29 protein-coding genes are annotated in these 16,560 nt (G+C 63.0%); all 29 read right to left on the bottom strand.

Going from position 1 to position 16,560, the window contains the following annotated elements; genetic code table 11:
- Positions 1 to 152: 152 nt before the first annotated feature.
- Complete coding sequence (locus tag AUL31_RS02935) at positions 153 to 1,199, bottom strand: NAD-dependent epimerase/dehydratase family protein (protein WP_060601066.1); 1,047 nt, start codon at positions 1,197 to 1,199, stop codon at positions 153 to 155.
- 160 nt (positions 1,200 to 1,359) lie between these two features.
- Complete coding sequence (gene rplQ, locus AUL31_RS02930) at positions 1,360 to 1,779, bottom strand: 50S ribosomal protein L17 (protein WP_060601063.1); 420 nt, start codon at positions 1,777 to 1,779, stop codon at positions 1,360 to 1,362.
- A gap of 154 nt (positions 1,780 to 1,933) precedes the next feature.
- Entirely contained in the window at positions 1,934 to 2,950 is a 1,017-nt protein-coding gene (locus AUL31_RS02925; protein WP_039192611.1) for a DNA-directed RNA polymerase subunit alpha, read from the bottom strand.
- 132 nt (positions 2,951 to 3,082) lie between these two features.
- Entirely contained in the window at positions 3,083 to 3,472 is a 390-nt protein-coding gene (gene rpsK, locus AUL31_RS02920) for a 30S ribosomal protein S11 (RefSeq protein WP_060601060.1), read from the bottom strand.
- 106 nt (positions 3,473 to 3,578) lie between these two features.
- Positions 3,579 to 3,947 (bottom strand): 30S ribosomal protein S13, encoded by a 369-nt coding sequence (gene rpsM / locus AUL31_RS02915; protein ID WP_039192604.1) that lies wholly within the window; start codon positions 3,945 to 3,947, stop codon positions 3,579 to 3,581.
- Positions 3,948 to 4,113: 166 nt separating this feature from the next.
- The gene (locus AUL31_RS02910; RefSeq protein WP_060601057.1) at positions 4,114 to 4,716 is read right to left on the bottom strand and encodes an adenylate kinase; all 603 of its coding nucleotides are present in this window, start codon (positions 4,714 to 4,716) and stop codon (positions 4,114 to 4,116) included.
- Complete coding sequence (gene secY / locus AUL31_RS02905; protein ID WP_060601054.1) at positions 4,713 to 6,056, bottom strand: preprotein translocase subunit SecY; 1,344 nt, start codon at positions 6,054 to 6,056, stop codon at positions 4,713 to 4,715. The genes AUL31_RS02910 and secY overlap by 4 nt, the downstream gene beginning before the upstream one ends.
- A 246-nt stretch (positions 6,057 to 6,302) precedes the next feature.
- Positions 6,303 to 6,773, bottom strand: coding sequence for a 50S ribosomal protein L15 (gene rplO / locus AUL31_RS02900; protein WP_060601051.1), 471 nt, complete (start codon positions 6,771 to 6,773; stop codon positions 6,303 to 6,305).
- A gap of 16 nt (positions 6,774 to 6,789) precedes the next feature.
- A complete protein-coding gene (rpmD, locus tag AUL31_RS02895; RefSeq protein WP_060601048.1) occupies positions 6,790 to 6,993 on the bottom strand; it encodes a 50S ribosomal protein L30 in 204 nt (67 codons plus the stop codon).
- A gap of 72 nt (positions 6,994 to 7,065) precedes the next feature.
- Positions 7,066 to 7,623 carry a 30S ribosomal protein S5 gene (rpsE, locus tag AUL31_RS02890; protein WP_060601046.1) on the bottom strand — a complete coding sequence of 186 codons (558 nt, stop codon included), beginning with the start codon at positions 7,621 to 7,623 and terminating at the stop codon, positions 7,066 to 7,068.
- A 247-nt stretch (positions 7,624 to 7,870) separates the two neighbouring features.
- Positions 7,871 to 8,233: a 50S ribosomal protein L18 gene (gene rplR / locus AUL31_RS02885; RefSeq protein WP_060601044.1), complete on the bottom strand. Its 363-nt coding sequence runs from the start codon at positions 8,231 to 8,233 to the stop codon at positions 7,871 to 7,873.
- Positions 8,234 to 8,242: 9 nt separating this feature from the next.
- A complete protein-coding gene (rplF, locus tag AUL31_RS02880) occupies positions 8,243 to 8,776 on the bottom strand; it encodes a 50S ribosomal protein L6 (RefSeq protein ID WP_060601042.1) in 534 nt (177 codons plus the stop codon).
- Positions 8,777 to 8,819: 43 nt separating this feature from the next.
- On the bottom strand, positions 8,820 to 9,218 hold the full coding sequence (gene rpsH / locus AUL31_RS02875) for a 30S ribosomal protein S8 (protein WP_060601039.1): 399 nt from the start codon (positions 9,216 to 9,218) through the stop codon (positions 8,820 to 8,822).
- A gap of 12 nt (positions 9,219 to 9,230) precedes the next feature.
- The gene (gene rpsN, locus AUL31_RS02870; RefSeq protein WP_060601036.1) at positions 9,231 to 9,536 is read right to left on the bottom strand and encodes a 30S ribosomal protein S14; all 306 of its coding nucleotides are present in this window, start codon (positions 9,534 to 9,536) and stop codon (positions 9,231 to 9,233) included.
- Between the two features lie 24 nt (positions 9,537 to 9,560).
- Positions 9,561 to 10,118, bottom strand: coding sequence for a 50S ribosomal protein L5 (gene rplE, locus AUL31_RS02865; RefSeq protein ID WP_060601031.1), 558 nt, complete (start codon positions 10,116 to 10,118; stop codon positions 9,561 to 9,563).
- Positions 10,111 to 10,422, bottom strand: coding sequence for a 50S ribosomal protein L24 (gene rplX, locus AUL31_RS02860; RefSeq protein WP_039192573.1), 312 nt, complete (start codon positions 10,420 to 10,422; stop codon positions 10,111 to 10,113). Before rplX ends, rplE begins: the two co-directional genes overlap by 8 nt.
- Positions 10,423 to 10,434: 12 nt before the next feature.
- On the bottom strand, positions 10,435 to 10,803 hold the full coding sequence (gene rplN / locus AUL31_RS02855; protein ID WP_039192570.1) for a 50S ribosomal protein L14: 369 nt from the start codon (positions 10,801 to 10,803) through the stop codon (positions 10,435 to 10,437).
- 64 nt (positions 10,804 to 10,867) lie between these two features.
- Positions 10,868 to 11,113, bottom strand: a complete 246-nt coding sequence (gene rpsQ / locus AUL31_RS02850; RefSeq protein ID WP_039192566.1) for a 30S ribosomal protein S17 — start codon at positions 11,111 to 11,113, stop codon at positions 10,868 to 10,870.
- Positions 11,114 to 11,125: 12 nt separating this feature from the next.
- Entirely contained in the window at positions 11,126 to 11,326 is a 201-nt protein-coding gene (gene rpmC / locus AUL31_RS02845) for a 50S ribosomal protein L29 (RefSeq protein WP_060601027.1), read from the bottom strand.
- A 13-nt stretch (positions 11,327 to 11,339) separates the two neighbouring features.
- Positions 11,340 to 11,753 (bottom strand): 50S ribosomal protein L16, encoded by a 414-nt coding sequence (gene rplP, locus AUL31_RS02840; RefSeq protein ID WP_039192558.1) that lies wholly within the window; start codon positions 11,751 to 11,753, stop codon positions 11,340 to 11,342.
- Between the two features lie 25 nt (positions 11,754 to 11,778).
- The gene (rpsC, locus tag AUL31_RS02835) at positions 11,779 to 12,492 is read right to left on the bottom strand and encodes a 30S ribosomal protein S3 (RefSeq protein WP_060601023.1); all 714 of its coding nucleotides are present in this window, start codon (positions 12,490 to 12,492) and stop codon (positions 11,779 to 11,781) included.
- Positions 12,492 to 12,878: a 50S ribosomal protein L22 gene (gene rplV, locus AUL31_RS02830; RefSeq protein WP_060601020.1), complete on the bottom strand. Its 387-nt coding sequence runs from the start codon at positions 12,876 to 12,878 to the stop codon at positions 12,492 to 12,494. Before rplV ends, rpsC begins: the two co-directional genes overlap by 1 nt.
- A gap of 2 nt (positions 12,879 to 12,880) precedes the next feature.
- A complete protein-coding gene (gene rpsS, locus AUL31_RS02825; protein WP_039192548.1) occupies positions 12,881 to 13,159 on the bottom strand; it encodes a 30S ribosomal protein S19 in 279 nt (92 codons plus the stop codon).
- 15 nt (positions 13,160 to 13,174) lie between these two features.
- Positions 13,175 to 14,011: a 50S ribosomal protein L2 gene (gene rplB / locus AUL31_RS02820; protein WP_060601017.1), complete on the bottom strand. Its 837-nt coding sequence runs from the start codon at positions 14,009 to 14,011 to the stop codon at positions 13,175 to 13,177.
- 25 nt (positions 14,012 to 14,036) lie between these two features.
- Complete coding sequence (locus tag AUL31_RS02815) at positions 14,037 to 14,330, bottom strand: 50S ribosomal protein L23 (RefSeq protein WP_039192542.1); 294 nt, start codon at positions 14,328 to 14,330, stop codon at positions 14,037 to 14,039.
- Positions 14,327 to 14,950: a 50S ribosomal protein L4 gene (gene rplD, locus AUL31_RS02810; RefSeq protein WP_060601014.1), complete on the bottom strand. Its 624-nt coding sequence runs from the start codon at positions 14,948 to 14,950 to the stop codon at positions 14,327 to 14,329. The genes AUL31_RS02815 and rplD overlap by 4 nt, the downstream gene beginning before the upstream one ends.
- A complete protein-coding gene (gene rplC / locus AUL31_RS02805; protein WP_039192537.1) occupies positions 14,950 to 15,672 on the bottom strand; it encodes a 50S ribosomal protein L3 in 723 nt (240 codons plus the stop codon). The genes rplD and rplC overlap by 1 nt, the downstream gene beginning before the upstream one ends.
- Positions 15,673 to 15,697: 25 nt before the next feature.
- Positions 15,698 to 16,006: a 30S ribosomal protein S10 gene (gene rpsJ / locus AUL31_RS02800; protein WP_007066362.1), complete on the bottom strand. Its 309-nt coding sequence runs from the start codon at positions 16,004 to 16,006 to the stop codon at positions 15,698 to 15,700.
- Positions 16,007 to 16,181: 175 nt separating this feature from the next.
- Positions 16,182 to 16,560, bottom strand: a 379-nt coding sequence (locus AUL31_RS02795) for an EF-Tu C-terminal domain-related protein (protein WP_457912009.1), incomplete at its 5' end; no start/stop codon positions are given.

Genomic DNA, 16,560 nt, shown 5'->3' with positions numbered 1-16,560 from the left:
AGGTTTCAGTTGCCAGGTACAATGCGGGCGAACGCATTATGGTTGCTCCGGCAGCCATCGCTTTTCGCGCGAAACGGCATATCGCACGAAGGACCGGCGCTCGCTATCACCTGTTTGCAACAGTATGGGCACCCCGTCAGAACTACCTTGAGTTACCTATCCCCGGACGGCGGCGTCACCAGTCCGAAGCGGATAAGGCTGGCGGCCAGATCCACGGCCGCCGTCTCCACCGACCGGAAGCGAATACCCAGTATGTCCTGCGCAGGCGCGGTGTCCAACCGGCGCGCAGTGCCGAGCTCACCTGCCAGCATCGCCGCCCGCCGCGACACGTGCGCCGCCGTACGCACCGCCCAATCCGGCAAGGGCCAGCTATAGAGCCGCCGCCCATAGGCCGGATAAGCACGCGCCAAAATCTGCGAGATCTCACGCAAGGGTACGGTATCGGCGCTGACCAGAAAGCGCCGTCCGGCGGCTTCAGGATTGTCGATGGCGCGGACATGCGCGTCCGCCACATCGCGGACATCCACGATGCCGAATCGAACATTGGGAAGCGCCGGCACCCGCCCATTCATCATCATGGCCACGATCCGTGCCGATGTGCCGGCGACGCCATCGAGAAGCGGACCGAATACCAATGAGGGATTTATCGTGACCAGCTCGGTCTGCGTCTGCGCCAAGGTTTCACACGCTGACTTTTCGGCCAGCGTCTTCGACACGGCGTAGGGCGATATGAGATCGCTGTCGACATTGGAAAAATCCGCCTCTCCGAATGCGGTCGTGCGTGGCGGGTGACCATACATCACCGATGCGACGGACGATGTCAGCACCACGCGCCGCACGCCCTGCCTTGCCGCTGCGCGGCACACCCGTACAGTGCCGTCGCGCGCCGCCGGCACGAGGCCGAACTTGTCGCCCGGCTGCGCTACGGGAAAGGGCGATGCGGTGTGGACTACGGCGCGGCAGCCTGCGGCGGCCTCTTCCCACCCCTCGTCGCGCGTCAGGTCAGCGGCGACGATCGAGAGGCGATCCACCGGGGCGCCATACTGCACCATCGTCTGCCGCAGCGCCTCACCCTTGGCGGTATTGCGAACGGTGCCGCGGACACGGTGGCCCGCCTGCAGAAGGTTCAGCACGATATGCTTGGCGATGAACCCCGATGCACCGGACACCAGTATCCTATCGCCGTCACCATCGCGCATGATCGCCTAATCCCTCTGCTGCACGGTCGCCTTGACCGGTCTGCCTGCAGATAGAGCGGCAACGGGCGGAATACGACCGCAGTCCGGGCAGTAAACGTGCGGACAATAAAAAAGGGCCCGACCGGGCCCTTTTTCCTAACCGGTCCGTTTGGACCTTAAATCAGGCTTCGTCGCCGGCATCGGCCTCGGCGCGCGCGCGATCGGCTGCGCCACGGGCTTCCGGATCACGGTCGACGAACTCGATCACGGCCAGCGGGGCGTTGTCGCCGCGGCGGAAGCCAGCCTTGAGAACGCGCGTGTAGCCGCCATTACGGTCGGCGTAGCGGGTGGCCAGCGTATCGAACAGCTTGCGGATGACGGTCTCGTCGCGCACCTGGCTGATCGCCTGGCGGCGGGCATGCAGGTCGCCGCGCTTGCCGAGCGTGATCAGCTTTTCAACCACGGGACGAAGATCCTTGGCCTTCGGCAGCGTGGTGACGATCTGCTCGTGCTCGATCAGCGAGGCCGCCATGTTGGCAAACATCGCCTTGCGGTGCGAAGCGGTACGGTTGAGTTTACGGCCGCGGTTTCCGTGACGCATGGTGTTGACTCCTTGAAGGGCCGGTCTCCCGGCGGTCGGCATCCTCGCTCCCGTTTGCCGGGGCATGTGCCTTTGAATGATTGTTCCCACCGGCCGAAGCCGGCACTGTCATAAATGTCGCCGCCCCGAGGATCGGGGCGGCGACCTGTCCGGATCAGTACTGATCTTCGTAGCGCTTGGCCAGGTCGTCGATGTTCTCGGGCGGCCAAGCCGGCACTTCCATGCCGAGATGCAGGCCCATGGAGGCCAGCACTTCCTTGATTTCGTTCAGCGACTTGCGGCCGAAGTTCGGGGTACGGAGCATCTCCGCCTCGGTCTTCTGGATCAGGTCGCCGATATAGACGATGTTGTCGTTCTTCAGGCAGTTCGCCGAACGGACCGACAGCTCCAGCTCGTCCACCTTCTTCAGGAGGGCCGGGTTGAAGGCCAGTTCCGCGATCTGCTCTTCCGAGCCACGGACATCACGCTGCGGCTCTTCGAAGTTCACGAAGACGGCAAGCTGGTCCTGCAGGATGCGCGCTGCGTAGGCCACGGCATCTTCACCCGAGATCGAACCATCGGTCTCGATCTGCATCGTCAGCTTGTCCTTGTTCAGGTCCTGCCCCTCGCGGGTATTCTCGACCTTGTAGGACACCTTCTTGACCGGCGAGAACAGCGCATCGACGGGGATAAGGCCAATCGGCGCATCCTCGGCACGGTTCTGGTCGGCGGGCACATAGCCCTTGCCGGTATTGACGGTCAGCTCCATGCGGATCTCGGCGCCATCGTCGAGCGTGCAGATTTCGTGATCCGGGTTGAGGATTTCGATGTCACCCACGGTCTGGATGTCGCCCGCCGTCACGACGCCGGGGCCGGACTTGCGCAACACCATGCGCTTCGGGCCTTCGCCCTGCATGCCGATGTTGATTTCCTTGACGTTCAGGACGATGTCCGTCACGTCCTCGCGCACGCCGGCGATCGAGGAGAACTCGTGCAGCACGCCGTCGATCTGGATCGCGGTCACGGCCGCGCCCTGCAGCGACGACAGGAGAACGCGCCGCAGCGCATTGCCGAGCGTCAGGCCGAAACCGCGCTCGAGCGGCTCCGCCGTCAAAGAGGCCCTTGTCCTGCTCGTGCTGTTGAACACGACCTGGTTGGGCTTGGTAAGGTCTTGCCAGTTGCTGGCGATCATCGCGCTTGCCTTTCAGCTACCCCGCCACCATCCATTCGTGGCGATAGGTCTCAGTGAGAAGGATCCCCCCTCTCGAAACGGGCAAAACCGCACTGCCGGATCGACAGTGCGGTTCATGTCCACGATATGGCGTCAGACGCGGCGCTTCTTGCGCGGGCGAACACCATTGTGCGGTATCGGCGTCACGTCGCGGATCGACGTGATGGTAAAGCCGGCGGCCTGAAGCGCGCGGAGCGCGGATTCACGACCCGAACCCGGCCCGGAAACCTCGACTTCCAACGTACGCATGCCGTGCTCCTGCGCCTTCTTGGCGGCGTCTTCGGCGGCGATCTGCGCAGCGAAGGGCGTCGACTTGCGCGAGCCCTTGAAACCCTGGGCACCGGCGGAGGACCAGGCAATCGCATTGCCCTGCGCATCCGTGATGGTGATCAGCGTATTGTTGAAGGAGGAATTCACGTGGGCCACGCCGGACGTGATGTTCTTGCGCTCGCGACGACGAACGCGCTGTGCTTCCTTGGCCATTATCTCTCTTTCTCAAGATCTCGACACCGCCGTGATACCAGCGGCTACACCCGCGAAGGGATAACCCTCCGCAGCGTGGCGCGGCAGCGTCGCCGCGCCAGCAGAATTACTTCTTCTTGCCGGCGATCGGCTTGGCCGGGCCCTTGCGGGTGCGCGCATTGGTATGCGTGCGCTGGCCACGAACCGGCAGGCTGCGACGATGACGCAGGCCGCGGTAGCAGCCGAGGTCCATCAGGCGCTTGATGTTCATCGACGTCTCGCGACGCAGATCACCCTCGACCTGGTAGTCCCGGTCGATGATCTCGCGGATCTGAAGGACTTCGGCGTCGGTCAGATCGTTGACGCGGCGTTCCGACGCGAGCCGGGCCTTGTCCACGATCTCCTGCGCGAAGCGCGGGCCGATGCCGTGAATGTACTGAAGCGCGATGACGACGCGCTTGCTGCTTGGGATGTTGACGCCAGCGATACGTGCCACGTCCGTACTCCTAGTTTCGGGGCCGCTCGGCCCTTCCGGTTAAAGGGGGCCGATAAGCGAAAGCGATCGGCAAGCCCCAGACATGAGACCGCACCGACCGCAAAGGATTCGCGAATGGGCGGCTTATAAAAAATAGACGGCCCGGAGTCAACCGAACCCAGGCGTTTCAGGCTGTGCCGTTAGCGGCATCGCCTTCCAGCGCATTGCGGATCTGCTGCGTTACCTCGTCCATCGCAGCCATGCCGTCGATCGTGTGAACGAGGTTTCGCTCCCGGTAGTAGGGGCCGACCGCGGCGGTCATGTCCCGGAACTCACCCAGACGGCGCCGGAAAACGTCCGGATTGTCGTCCTTGCGGACCGGCAGCCCCTTCGCCTCGGTCTCGGCGGCACGGCGCGCGATGCGCTCGACGAGGCGCCCCTCGTCCACCTTGAACTCGATCACGCGGTCGAGCCTGAGCCCCTTCTCCTGCAACATCGTCTCAAGCGCAACGGCCTGGGCGACCGTGCGCGGGAACCCGTCGAGGATAAAGCCCTTGCGCGCATCATCCTGTTCGATGCGGTCCGCGACGATGCCGATGACGACCTCGTCCGGCACAAGCTGGCCGGCATCCATCAGGGCTTGTGCCTTGCGGCCCACCTCGGTGCCCTGTGCAACGGCTTCGCGGAGCATGTCCCCGGTGGAGAGTTGTGGAATGCCGTAGGCTTCCGTCAACCGCTGGGCCTGGGTCCCCTTCCCGGCTCCCGGCGGTCCGAGCAGAATCAGTCTCATCGATTTCCCCGTTTGCCCCCGCGGAGCTTCGCCTTCTTGACGAGCCCCTCATATTGATGCGCCAGCAGGTGTCCCTGTACCTGCGCAACCGTATCCATCGTCACAGAGACGACGATCAGCAGCGACGTCCCCCCGAGATAGAACGGAATACCGACCGCTGAAATCAGAAATTCCGGCAGAAGGCAGATGGCGACAAGATAGATCGCGCCCAGCACCGTGATCCGCGTCAGCACGTAATCGATGTACTCGGCCGTCCGCTCACCGGGCCGGATGCCCGGGATGAAGCCGCCATGCTTCTTCAGATTGTCGGCCGTGTCCTTGGGATTGAACACGATCGCTGTGTAGAAGAACGCGAAAAAGGCGATCATCGACGCATAGAGGATCATGTAGAGCGGCTGGCCATGGCCGAGCGACGCCACAAGCCCCGTGGCCCAGCCGGGTAGCTGGCTGGTGTCCGAGAAATTGGCGATCGTGACCGGCAGCAGCAACAGCGACGACGCGAAGATCGGAGGAATGACGCCTGCCGTGTTGAGCTTGAGCGGCAGATGCGAGGTATCGCCCTGGAACATGCGATTGCCGACCTGGCGCTTCGGATACTGGATCAGAAGGCGACGCTGGGCCCGCTCGAAGAACACGATGAAGGCGATGCAGCCGACGGCGACCACGATGACCAGCAGGATCACGAAGCTCGACAGCGCACCGGTGCGGCCAAGCTCCAGGAGGTTGGCGATGGCCGAAGGCAGGTTTGCCACGATGCCGGCGAAAATGATCAGCGAGATGCCGTTGCCGATGCCGCGCGCGGTGATCTGCTCGCCCAGCCACATCAGGAACATCGTGCCGCCGACCAGCGTGATGACGCTGGAGACCACGAAGAACATCCCCGGGTCGGTCACGATGTTGCTGGAAGACTGGAGCCCCACGGCGATGCCGTAGGCCTGGACCGTCGCCAGCAGGACCGTGCCGTAGCGCGTATACTGGTTGATGATCTTGCGGCCTTGCTCGCCCTCTTTCTTGAGCGCCTCGAGCGAGGGCACCACGGAGGTCATGAGCTGGATGATGATCGACGCGGAAATGTACGGCATGATGCCGAGGGCGAAGATGGCCATGCGGCCGACGGCCCCGCCGGCGAACATGTTGAACACGCCGAGAATGCCGGTGGATTGCTGCTGGAACGCCTGCGCCAACGCCTCCGGATCGATGCCGGGCATCGGGATGTAGGTTCCGAGGCGGTAGACCAGGAGCGCGCCGAGCGTGAACCAGATCCGCTTCTTCAGGTCTTCTGCCTTGGAGAAGGCAGCGAAATTCAGGTTTGCGGCAAGTTGTTCCGCGGCCGATGCCATCTTGAAAATATCTCCGGATAGAACCCATGCCCGCCCGTTGGTGGCACGACGCGGGCATCGGTTTCCAACTTCAGCCTCTGCGCCGCCATTCCTGCCGCGCGCCGGGCCTATGCGCCCACGCCCCCTTGGGGTTACGTCGCCGAAAGCCGGAGACGAGGCATGGAATCACATGACGAAGCGGCCCAAAGAGGCCGCTTCCTTAGTCTCAATCTGGCGAGTTACGCCTCGCGACGCAAGAGGGCCCGATCAGGCTTCGGCGACGGCCGGCAGCGTGACGGATCCGCCCGCCTTCTCGACCTTCTCGACCGCGGCCTTGGACGCGCCTTGCACCGTGATCTGCAGCTTGGCCTTCAGTTCGCCGTCCGCCAGCAGACGGATACCGTCGCGCTGGCGACGCACCAGGCCGGCGGCCTTGAGCGCTTCGAAGTCCACTGCCGACTTGGCATCGAGCTTGCCGGCGTCGATCGCCTGCTGGATGCGGCCGACCGAAACGATGTTGTAGTCCTTCGCGAAGATATTCACGAAGCCACGCTTCGGCAGACGACGATACAGCGGCATCTGGCCGCCTTCGAAGCCGTTGATGGCCACGCCGGAGCGCGACTTCTGACCCTTGACGCCACGGCCGCCGGTCTTGCCGGAGCCCGAGCCGATGCCACGGCCCACGCGCTTGCGGGAATGGGTTGCGCCTTCGATATCGGCGAGTTCGTTGAGCTTCATTTCTGCTACTCCCGGCTCACTGGCCGTCGACGACGCGGACGAGGTGGCTGACCTTGGCGATCATGCCACGAACGGAGGGGGTATCCTCCAGCGTCCGGCGACGGTGCATCTTGTTGAGACCGAGGCCGACGAGGGTCTGGCGCTGGTCGTTGGGGCGGCGAAGCGGGCTACCGATCTGCTCGACGGTGATCGTCTTCCCGGTCACTTTGTTCTCAGCCATGACATGGCTCCTTGTTCAATGGTTCGTCCTGCGTACTGCCGAGGGTGGCCGCATCGCTGCGGCCTCGCCTCATCAGCCTTCGCTGTCGGAACCGACCAGGTCGCGACGCCGAGCCTGCAGCGTCGAATACTTGATACCGCGACGGGCAGCGACATCCTTCGGATGCATCTGGCCCTTCAGCGCGTCGAACGTGGCGCGAACCATGTTGTACGGGTTCGAGGAACCGAGCGACTTGGCGACGACGTCGTGCATGCCGACCGCTTCGAAGACGGCGCGCATCGGGCCACCCGCGATGATTCCGGTACCGGCCTCGGCCGTGCGCAGCAGCACCTTGCCGGCGCCGTGACGGCCCTGCACGTCGTGGTGGAGCGTACGAGCGTCACGCAGCGGCACGAAGATCATGTCGCGCTTGGCGGCTTCCGTCGCCTTGCGGATCGCTTCCGGCACTTCGCGCGCCTTGCCATGGCCGAAGCCGACACGGCCCTTGAGATCGCCGACGACGACGAGTGCGGCGAAGCCGAAGCGACGACCACCCTTCACCACCTTGGCGACGCGGTTGATGTGAACCAGCTTGTCTACGAAACCGTCATCACGCTCTTCGCGATCGTTCCGTTCATTACGAGGCGCCATATCCTGTTCCTTATTCTTTTCCGGAGGCGTCCGACAATGGAGCCGCCCTTGAAGAGAGGCTCCGGTGAAACCGGCGATATCGTCCGCAACGCGATCTGTGTCGCGATGGGCGCCCAGGCGGATACCCGCCAGGCCGCAGCCGGATGAAATCGAGCGGCTTAAAGCATAATCCGGCGGCCGGGAAAACCCTGACCGCCGGAAAATAGCATCTTAGCGAAGACGGCGCCCGAAGGCGCCCTGCCCTGCGTCAGAAGTTCAACCCACCTTCACGGGCAGCGTCGGCGAGAGCCTTGACGCGGCCATGATAGATGAACGAACCGCGATCGAAGACGACATCCGTGATGCCGGCCTGCTTTGCACGTTCGGCAACGAGCTTGCCGACCGCCTTGGCAGCCTCGACATCGGCGCCCGTCTTGAGGCCACCGCGAAGCGTCGTGTCCAGCGTGGACGCGGCCGCCAGCGTATGACCGACGGAATCGTCGATGACCTGGGCGTAGATGTTCTTCGAAGAACGGTGGACCGACAGGCGAGGACGCCCGTTGGCGACCGCCTTGAGCGATCTGCGAACGCGGGCCGCGCGGCGCCGCAAAATATCTTTCTGGCTAGCCATGACCCGACCTTACTTCTTCTTGCCTTCCTTGCGGACGATCTTCTCGCCAGCATAGCGGACGCCCTTGCCCTTGTAGGGCTCAGGGCCGCGATACTCGCGGATCTCCGCGGCGACCTGACCGACGCGTTGCTTGTCGATGCCGGTGATCACGATTTCCGTCGGCTTGGGGACGGCAACCTGGATACCTTCCGGCACCTGATACACGACGTCGTGGCTGAAGCCGAGCGCGAGCTGCAGGTTCTTGCCCTGCATCGCGGCACGATAGCCAACGCCGGTGATTTCGAGGCGCTTCTCGAACCCGTCCTTCACACCCGAAAGGATGTTCGAGATCATGGTACGGGACATGCCCCACTTGGAACGCGCGTCCTTCGAGCTGTCGCGCGGATCCACCTGGATGGATCCGTCCTCGAGCTTTACGAGAACCTCGTCGTTGACCACGAAGGACAATTCGCCCTTGGGTCCCTTTGCCGTGACGGTCTGCCCTTCGACGGACGCCGTAACGCCGCTCGGAAGGGAGACCGGCTTTTTACCAATACGAGACATCGTCAAACCTGTCCGTTAAACGGTTGATCGGTTGCCCTGCCGGTCAGAAGACGCGGCAAAGCACCTCACCACCGACATTTTGTTCGCGTGCGCTGTGGTCGGCCATAACGCCCTTGGGCGTCGAGAGGACCGAGATGCCGAGGCCGTTGGCGACCTGCGGGATCGTCTTCGACGACACGTAGACGCGGCGGCCAGGCTTGGAGACGCGCGCGATCTCACGGATCACAGGTGCCCCCTCGTAGTATTTCAGTTCGATGTTGAACTCGGCGGTGCCGTTTTCAAACCGGGTTTCGCTGTAACCGCGGATGTAACCCTCTTCCTTGAGGACATCCAGGACGCGAGCACGCAGCTTCGACGCGGGCGTAGCCACCGTCGACTTGTTGCGCATGATCGCGTTGCGGATACGGGTCAGCATATCGCCGAGCGGATCTGACAGAGCCATGATCTTCTCTCCTTACCAGCTCGACTTCACGACGCCGGGGATCTGGCCGTTGTTGCCAAGTTCCCGGAGCGCGATACGCGACATCTTCAATTTGCGATAGTAGGCACGCGGACGCCCCGTAACCTCGCAGCGATTGCGCACGCGAACCTTGGTCGAGTTGCGGGGCAACTCGGCAAGCTTCAGCTGCGCACGGAAGCGATCTTCCATGCTTGCGGATTGATCGGTGGTGATCGCCTTAAGCGCCTCACGCTTGGCGGCAAACTTTGCCACCAGGCGCTCGCGGCGCTTGTTCTTCTCGATCGCGCTCTTCTTAGCCATTCTTTAGGTCCTTTTCGCCTGCCGTTACTGGCGGAAGGGGAAGTTGAACGCCTTCAAAAGCGCCCGGGCTTCCTCGTCGGTCTTCGCCGTCGTACACACGATGATGTCCATGCCCCACATCTGATCAACCTTATCGTAGTTGATCTCGGGGAACACGATATGCTCCTTGAGGCCCATAGCAAAATTACCACGGCCGTCAAAGCTTTTCGGGTTCAGACCCCGAAAATCCCGCACGCGCGGAAGGGCGATCTGGATCAGCCGGTCAAGGAACTCGTACATACGGTCCTTGCGCAGCGTTACCTTGGCGCCGATCGGCATGCCTTCGCGGACCTTGAAGCCCGCGATCGAGGTGCGTGCCTTGGTGATGACCGGCTTCTGGCCGGCGATCATCGCAAGGTCCTCGGCGGCGACCGACGGCTTCTTGGAGTCGCCCGTGGCCTCGCCAACACCCATGTTGATCACGATCTTGTCCAGGCGCGGAAGCTGCATCACGTTCGCATAATTGAACTGTGACTGGAGCTCCTTGCGGATCTCGTCGCGATAGACCGCCTTCAGGCGGGGTTCGTACTTGGCCTCAGCCATCGATCTGTTCTCCCGAACGCTTGGCGACGCGAACCTTGCGGCCGTCTTCGAGGACCTTGAAGCCCACGCGCGTCGGCTTCCCATCCTTGTCCTGGAGTGCCAGGTTCGAAAGATGGATCGGCGCCTCCTTGGAGATGATCCCAGCCTCTTGCGAGGCGGACTGGCGCTGATGCCGCTTGACCATATTCACGCCACGGACGACCGCACGGTCCTCCTTGGGCATGACCTGAACGACTTCACCGGAACGACCCTTGTCCTTGCCAGTGAGTACGACGACCTTGTCGCCTTTGCGAATCTTCTGCATGATTCCGGTTCCTCAGAGCACTTCCGGCGCCAGCGAGATGATCTTCATGTGGTTCCGACCACGAAGCTCGCGGGGGACCGGGCCGAAGATACGCGTGCCGACCGGCTCTTTCTTGTTGTCGATTAGGACGGCGGCGTTACGGTCGAACCGGATCACCGAACCATCGGCTCTGCGGATGTCCTTGGCGGTACGAACCACCACGGCCTTCATCACATCGCCCTTCTTAACGCGGCCGCGCGGAATGGCCTCCTTGATGGAAACGACGATAACGTCGCCCACCGAGGCGTACTTCCGCTTGGAACCGCCCAGCACCTTGATGCACATGACACGACGGGCGCCGGAATTATCCGCCACATCGAGGTTTGTTTGCATCTGAATCATGTCAGGCCGCCTTCAATAACGGACCGGGGAGCAGCGCATGAACGGCTCACCCGGGCAAAAAACTTCAGTTAGCCGCCGCTTGGTTAGCGACGACGATCCAGGTCTTGTCACGCGAGATCGGGCGCGTCTCCTCGATGGAGACGATATCGCCCACCTTGTACTGGTTGGACTCGTCGTGCGCCTTGTACTTCTTGGACCGGCGAACGGTCTTCTTGAAGAGCGGGTGCGTGAAGCGACGCTCCACGAGCACGACGACCGTCTTGTCATTCTTATCGGAGACCACGGTCCCCTGCAAAACGCGTTTCGGCATAGTGTTCTACCTTCAGGCCTTTTTCTCGGCCGCCTTCTGGCGTGCGATGGACTTGATCCGGGCGATGTCGCGACGGACTTCCTTCACACGCGCGGTGTTCTCGAGCTGCCCCGTAGCACGTTGGAAGCGCAGATTGAACTGCTCCTTCTTCAGATTGCCGAGTTCCGTATTCAGCTCGTCGGATGTCTTGGTCCGGATATCGGAGGCTTTCATAGTCGCTCTCCCCTCACTCGGCAATGCGCTGGATGAAGCGCGTCTTGATCGGCAATTTCGCGGCGCCCAGACGGAGCGCTTCACGGGCGATGTCTTCAGGCACGCCGTCGATCTCGAACATGATCCGGCCCGGGGCAACCCTGGCTGCCCAGTACTCGATCGCGCCCTTGCCCTTACCCATGCGGACTTCGGTCGGCTTTGCGGTAACCGGCAGGTCGGGGAAGATGCGAATCCACACCCGGCCCTGACGCTTCATCTGACGGGTGATCGCGCGGCGGGCCGCCTCGATCTGCCGGGCGGTGACCCGCTCCGGCTCCAGCGCCTTCAGACCATAGGCGCCGAAATTGAGCAGCGAACCACCCTTGGAGGCGCCATGGATACGACCCTTGAACGCCTTGCGGAACTTCGTGCGCTTTGGCTGCAACATTTCAGTCTACTCCGAAACCTGTTGATCAGGCGTGTTCGCGCTCGCGGCGACGGTTACCGCCACCGGATGCTTCGCCTTCGACCGCACGGCGCTCGGAGGCCAGCGGATCATGTTCGAGGATCTCACCCTTGAAGATCCACACCTTGACGCCACAGACACCGTAGGCCGTATGGGCCTCGGCCGTGCCGTAGTCAACATCCGCACGCAGCGTATGCAGCGGAACGCGACCTTCGCGGTACCACTCCATGCGCGCGATCTCTGCGCCGCCAAGACGGCCGCTGCAGTTGATGCGGATGCCTTCGGCGCCGAGACGCATGGCGGACTGCACCGCCCGCTTCATCGCACGGCGGAAAGCCACGCGACGCTCGAGCTGCTGGGCGATGGACTGGGCAACCAGCGTCGCATCCGTCTCAGGCTTGCGGATTTCCACGATATTGACGTGGGTTTCCGCATTGGTCAGGTGCGAGAGCTTCTTGCGAAGCTTCTCGATGTCCGCGCCCTTCTTGCCGATGACGATACCCGGACGAGCCGAGTGGATCGTGATGCGGCACTTCTTGTGCGGACGCTCGATGACGACCTTCGACACCGCCGCCTGCTTCAACTCGTCGAGCAGGTACTTGCGGATCGCCAGGTCCTCGTGGAGCAGCTGACCGTATTCACCGGTATTGGCGTACCAGCGAGAATCCCAGGTCCGGTTGATGCCGAGACGCAGGCCGGTCGGATTGACTTTCTGACCCATTACGCGGCCTCCTCTACAGCCACTTCGCGCACCACGATGGTCAGGTGCGAGAACGGCTTCTCGACCCGGCTCGCACGACCGCGACCGCGGGCGTGGAAGCGCTTCATGGTGATCGACTTGCCGACGTAAGCCTCGGCGACGACCAGCGCGTCGATGTCGAGATCATGATTGTTCTCGGCGTTCGCGATCGCGCTTTCCAGCGTTTTCTTGACCGTCTCGGCGATCCGCTTGCGCGAGAAGGTCAGGTCCGCGAGGGCGCGGTCGACCTTCTTGCCGCGGATCAGCTGCGCGACGAGATTGAGTTTCTGCGGGCTGACGCGAAGCGTACGGGCAACCGCCCTGGCCTCGTTGTCCTTCAGCGCGCGCTCGGCCTTGGCCTTGCCCATGGTTACTTCCTCTTCGCCTTCTTGTCGGCGCCGTGGCCGTAATAGGTGCGGGTCGGTGAAAACTCGCCGAACTTGTGTCCGACCATGTCTTCGTTGACCGAGACCGGAATGTGCTTGGAGCCGTTGTAGACGCCGAAGGTCAATCCGACGAACTGCGGCAGGATGGTGGAGCGGCGGCTCCAGATCTTGATCACTTCGTTGCGGCCACCCGACCGAGCCTTCTCTGCCTTCTTTAGCAGGTAGCCATCAACGAACGGACCCTTCCAGACGGAACGTGTCATAGAGAAATCCTTCCCTTACTTCTTGCGCTGATGGCGCGAACGCATGATGAACTTGTCCGTGGACTTGTTCTGACGCGTGCGCTTGCCCTTGGTCGGCTTGCCCCACGGGGTCACCGGATGGCGGCCACCGGAGGTGCGGCCTTCACCACCGCCATGCGGGTGGTCGACCGGGTTCATGGCAACGCCGCGAACGTGCGGACGCTTGCCGAGCCAGACGGCACGACCCGCCTTGCCCAGATTGATGTTGCCGTGGTCCGGGTTGGATACCGCACCGACGGTCGCAAAGCATGCACCGGGAACGAGACGTTGCTCGCCCGAGTTGAGGCGCAGGATCGCCATGCCCTGGTCGCGGCCGACGAGCTGGGCGTAGGCACCGGCCGAACGGGCGATCTGACCACCCTTCTCCGGCTTCATCTCCACATTGTGGATGATGGTGCCAACCGGCATCGCCGACAACGGCATCGCATTGCCCGGCTTGACGTCGACGCCGGAGAGGCCGGACACGACCTGGTCGCCGGCAGCAAGACGCTGCGGAGCCAGGATGTAGGCCATTTCCCCGTCTTCGTAACGCAGCAGGGCGATGAACGCGGTGCGGTTGGGATCGTACTCGATCCGCTCCACCGTTGCCACCGCGTCGAGCTTGCGACGCTTGAAGTCGATCTTGCGGTAGGTCCGCTTGTGACCGCCGCCCTGATAACGGGCGGTGATCCGGCCGGTGTTGTTACGGCCGCCCTTCTGCGTCAGGCCTTCCGTCAATTGCTTGACCGGCTTGCCCTTCCAGAGGCCCGAACGGTCGACGATAACCAGCTGGCGCTGGCTTGGCGTGACCGGTTTGAAATTCTTCAATGCCATCGATCTATATCCTCAAGGCTCGCTCTCAGAGGCCGGTCGAGACGTCGATGCTCTGGCCTTCGGCCAAAGTAACGATCGCACGCTTCTGGTCGCTCTGGCGGCCGGGGCGGCCCCGGAAGCGGCGTACCTTGCCCTTGCGGACGAGGGTGTTCACCGCCTTGACCTTCACACCGAACAGCTGCTCGACAGCTGCCTTGATCTCCGGCTTGGTCGCATCGCCGGGGACATTGAAGATCACCTGGTTCTGTTCGGAGACCAGTGTCGACTTTTCAGTGATCACCGGGCTCGTAATGACGTCGTAGTGGCGCAGGTCGGTCATTTGAAGCGCTCCTCGAGGGCCTCGACGGCGGCCTTGGACAGGACCAGCGTCTGGCGACGGAGAATGTCGTAGACGTTGATGCCCTGGATAGGCAGTACGTCGATGTTCGGGATGGCGCGAGCCGACCGGGCGAAGTTGGCGTCGAGCTCGGCGCCACCGATGAACAGCGCATTCCGCAGGCCGAGACCGTTGAGCTGCGTTGCCGTCGCCTTGGTCTTGCCTTCCGTCGAGCTGAGATCGTCGATGACAATCAGGCTGTCCGACTTGAACTTGGCCGACAGCGCATGACGCAGCGCGAGCTGGCGCAGCTTCTTCGGCAGGTCGTGCTCATGGTTCCGGGAAACCGGGCCGTGGGCCTTGCCACCACCGCGGAACTGCGGAGCGCGAGCCGAACCGTGACGTGCACGGCCGGTGCCCTTCTGCTTGTAGAGCTTGGCACCGGTGCGCGCGATCTCGGCGCGACCGAGCGTCTGGTGCGTGCCCTGCTGGCGCTTGGCCAGCTGGTAGCGCACCATGCGCTGCAGAATGTCCGCACGTGGCTCCAGGCCGAAGATCTCTTCTGCCAGGCTGACCGTGCCGGCGTCGCCGCCGCTGAGGGTCTTGATCTTGATGTCAACCATTACTCGGCTCCCTCGGCAGCCGTGGCTTCCGTACCGCTGTTGGCAGCGGACGAGCGAAGCGCAGCCGGCTTCGGCGCGTTATCCGGAAGCGCGGCCTTGACCGCGTCACGAATGTAGATCCAGCCACCCTTCGAACCCGGGACGGCGCCCCGGATGAGGATAAGGCCCTTGTCGACGTCTGTGCGGACGACTTCCAGGTTCTGGGTCGTGACGCGCACGCTGCCCATGTGACCGGCCATCTTCTTGTTCTTGAAGACCTTGCCCGGATCCTGGCGCTGACCGGTCGAACCATGCGAGCGGTGCGAAACCGAAACGCCGTGGGTCGCACGCAGACCACCGAAATTATGACGCTTCATGGCGCCGGCGAAGCCCTTGCCGATCGACGTGCCGGTGACATCCACCAGCTGGCCGGCCACGAAGTGGTCTGCCGTGATCTCGGCGCCGACATCGACGAGGTTCTCGGGGGATACCCGGAACTCGGCGACCTTGCGCTTGGGCTCGACCGAGGCCTGGGCGAAAACGCCGCGCAAGGCCTTGGACGTGTTCTTTACCTTCGCCAGACCGGCACCGAGCTGAACGGCGGTGTAACCGTTCTTCTCCTGGGTGCGCTGCGCGACGACCTGGAGGTTCTCGACCTTGAGAACCGTGACCGGAACATGCTCGCCAGCGTCATTGTAGACGCGGGTCATGCCGACCTTCTGTGCTATAACACCTGAACGCATGGGCGTAGTCCTTCCCGTGCTCGGATCAGAGCTTGATCTCGACATCGACGCCAGCGGCGAGGTCGAGCTTCATGAGGGCATCGACGGTCTGCGGCGTCGGGTCAACGATGTCGAGGAGACGCTTGTGCGTCCGCATCTCGAACTGCTCGCGAGACTTCTTGTCGATATGGGGCGAGCGGTTCACTGTGAACTTCTCGATACGGGTCGGCAGCGGGATGGGCCCGCGCACATTCGCGCCCGTGCGCTTCGCCGTCGAAACGATCTCGCGTGTCGAAGCGTCCAGGACCCGATGGTCGAACGCCTTCAGGCGGATGCGGATATTCTGGCCGTTCATTGCATTCGTCCTCTCGTCGGAGCCTTGCCGGAGAACCGGTGCTATCCGAGCGCTTGTCAGTCTTCAGCCAATTCAACTAGCACGCTGAACCTCTCAGCGCACCAACCGCCCCGTCGCCGGGGCTTTGGCCGGCCCACCGCTCGAAAGCGGCGGGCCGAACCCGAAACTCAGTCGATTACTCGACGATAGCGGACACGATGCCGGCGCCGACGGTGCGGCCGCCTTCACGGATAGCGAAGCGCAGCTTCTCTTCCATCGCGATCGGAACGATCAGCGCGACGTCCATCGTCACGTTGTCGCCCGGCATGACCATCTCCGTGCCTTCCGGAAGCGTGACGATGCCCGTCACGTCCGTCGTGCGGAAGTAGAACTGCGGACGGTAGTTCGTGAAGAACGGCGTATGACGGCCGCCCTCTTCCTTCGTCAGGATGTACGCCTCGGCCTTGAACTTCGTGTGCGGCTTCACCGATCCCGGCTTGCACAGCACCTGGCCGCGCTCAACGCCCTCACGGTCGACACCGCGGATCAGCGCGCCGATGTTGTCGCCGGCCTGG

The organism is Aureimonas altamirensis, from assembly GCF_001463885.1.
In the GTDB taxonomy this organism is placed as follows: domain Bacteria; phylum Pseudomonadota; class Alphaproteobacteria; order Rhizobiales; family Rhizobiaceae; genus Aureimonas; species Aureimonas altamirensis.
The sequence above is the reverse complement of the archived record's forward strand: the minus strand, read 5'-3'. Positions and strand labels throughout refer to the sequence as shown.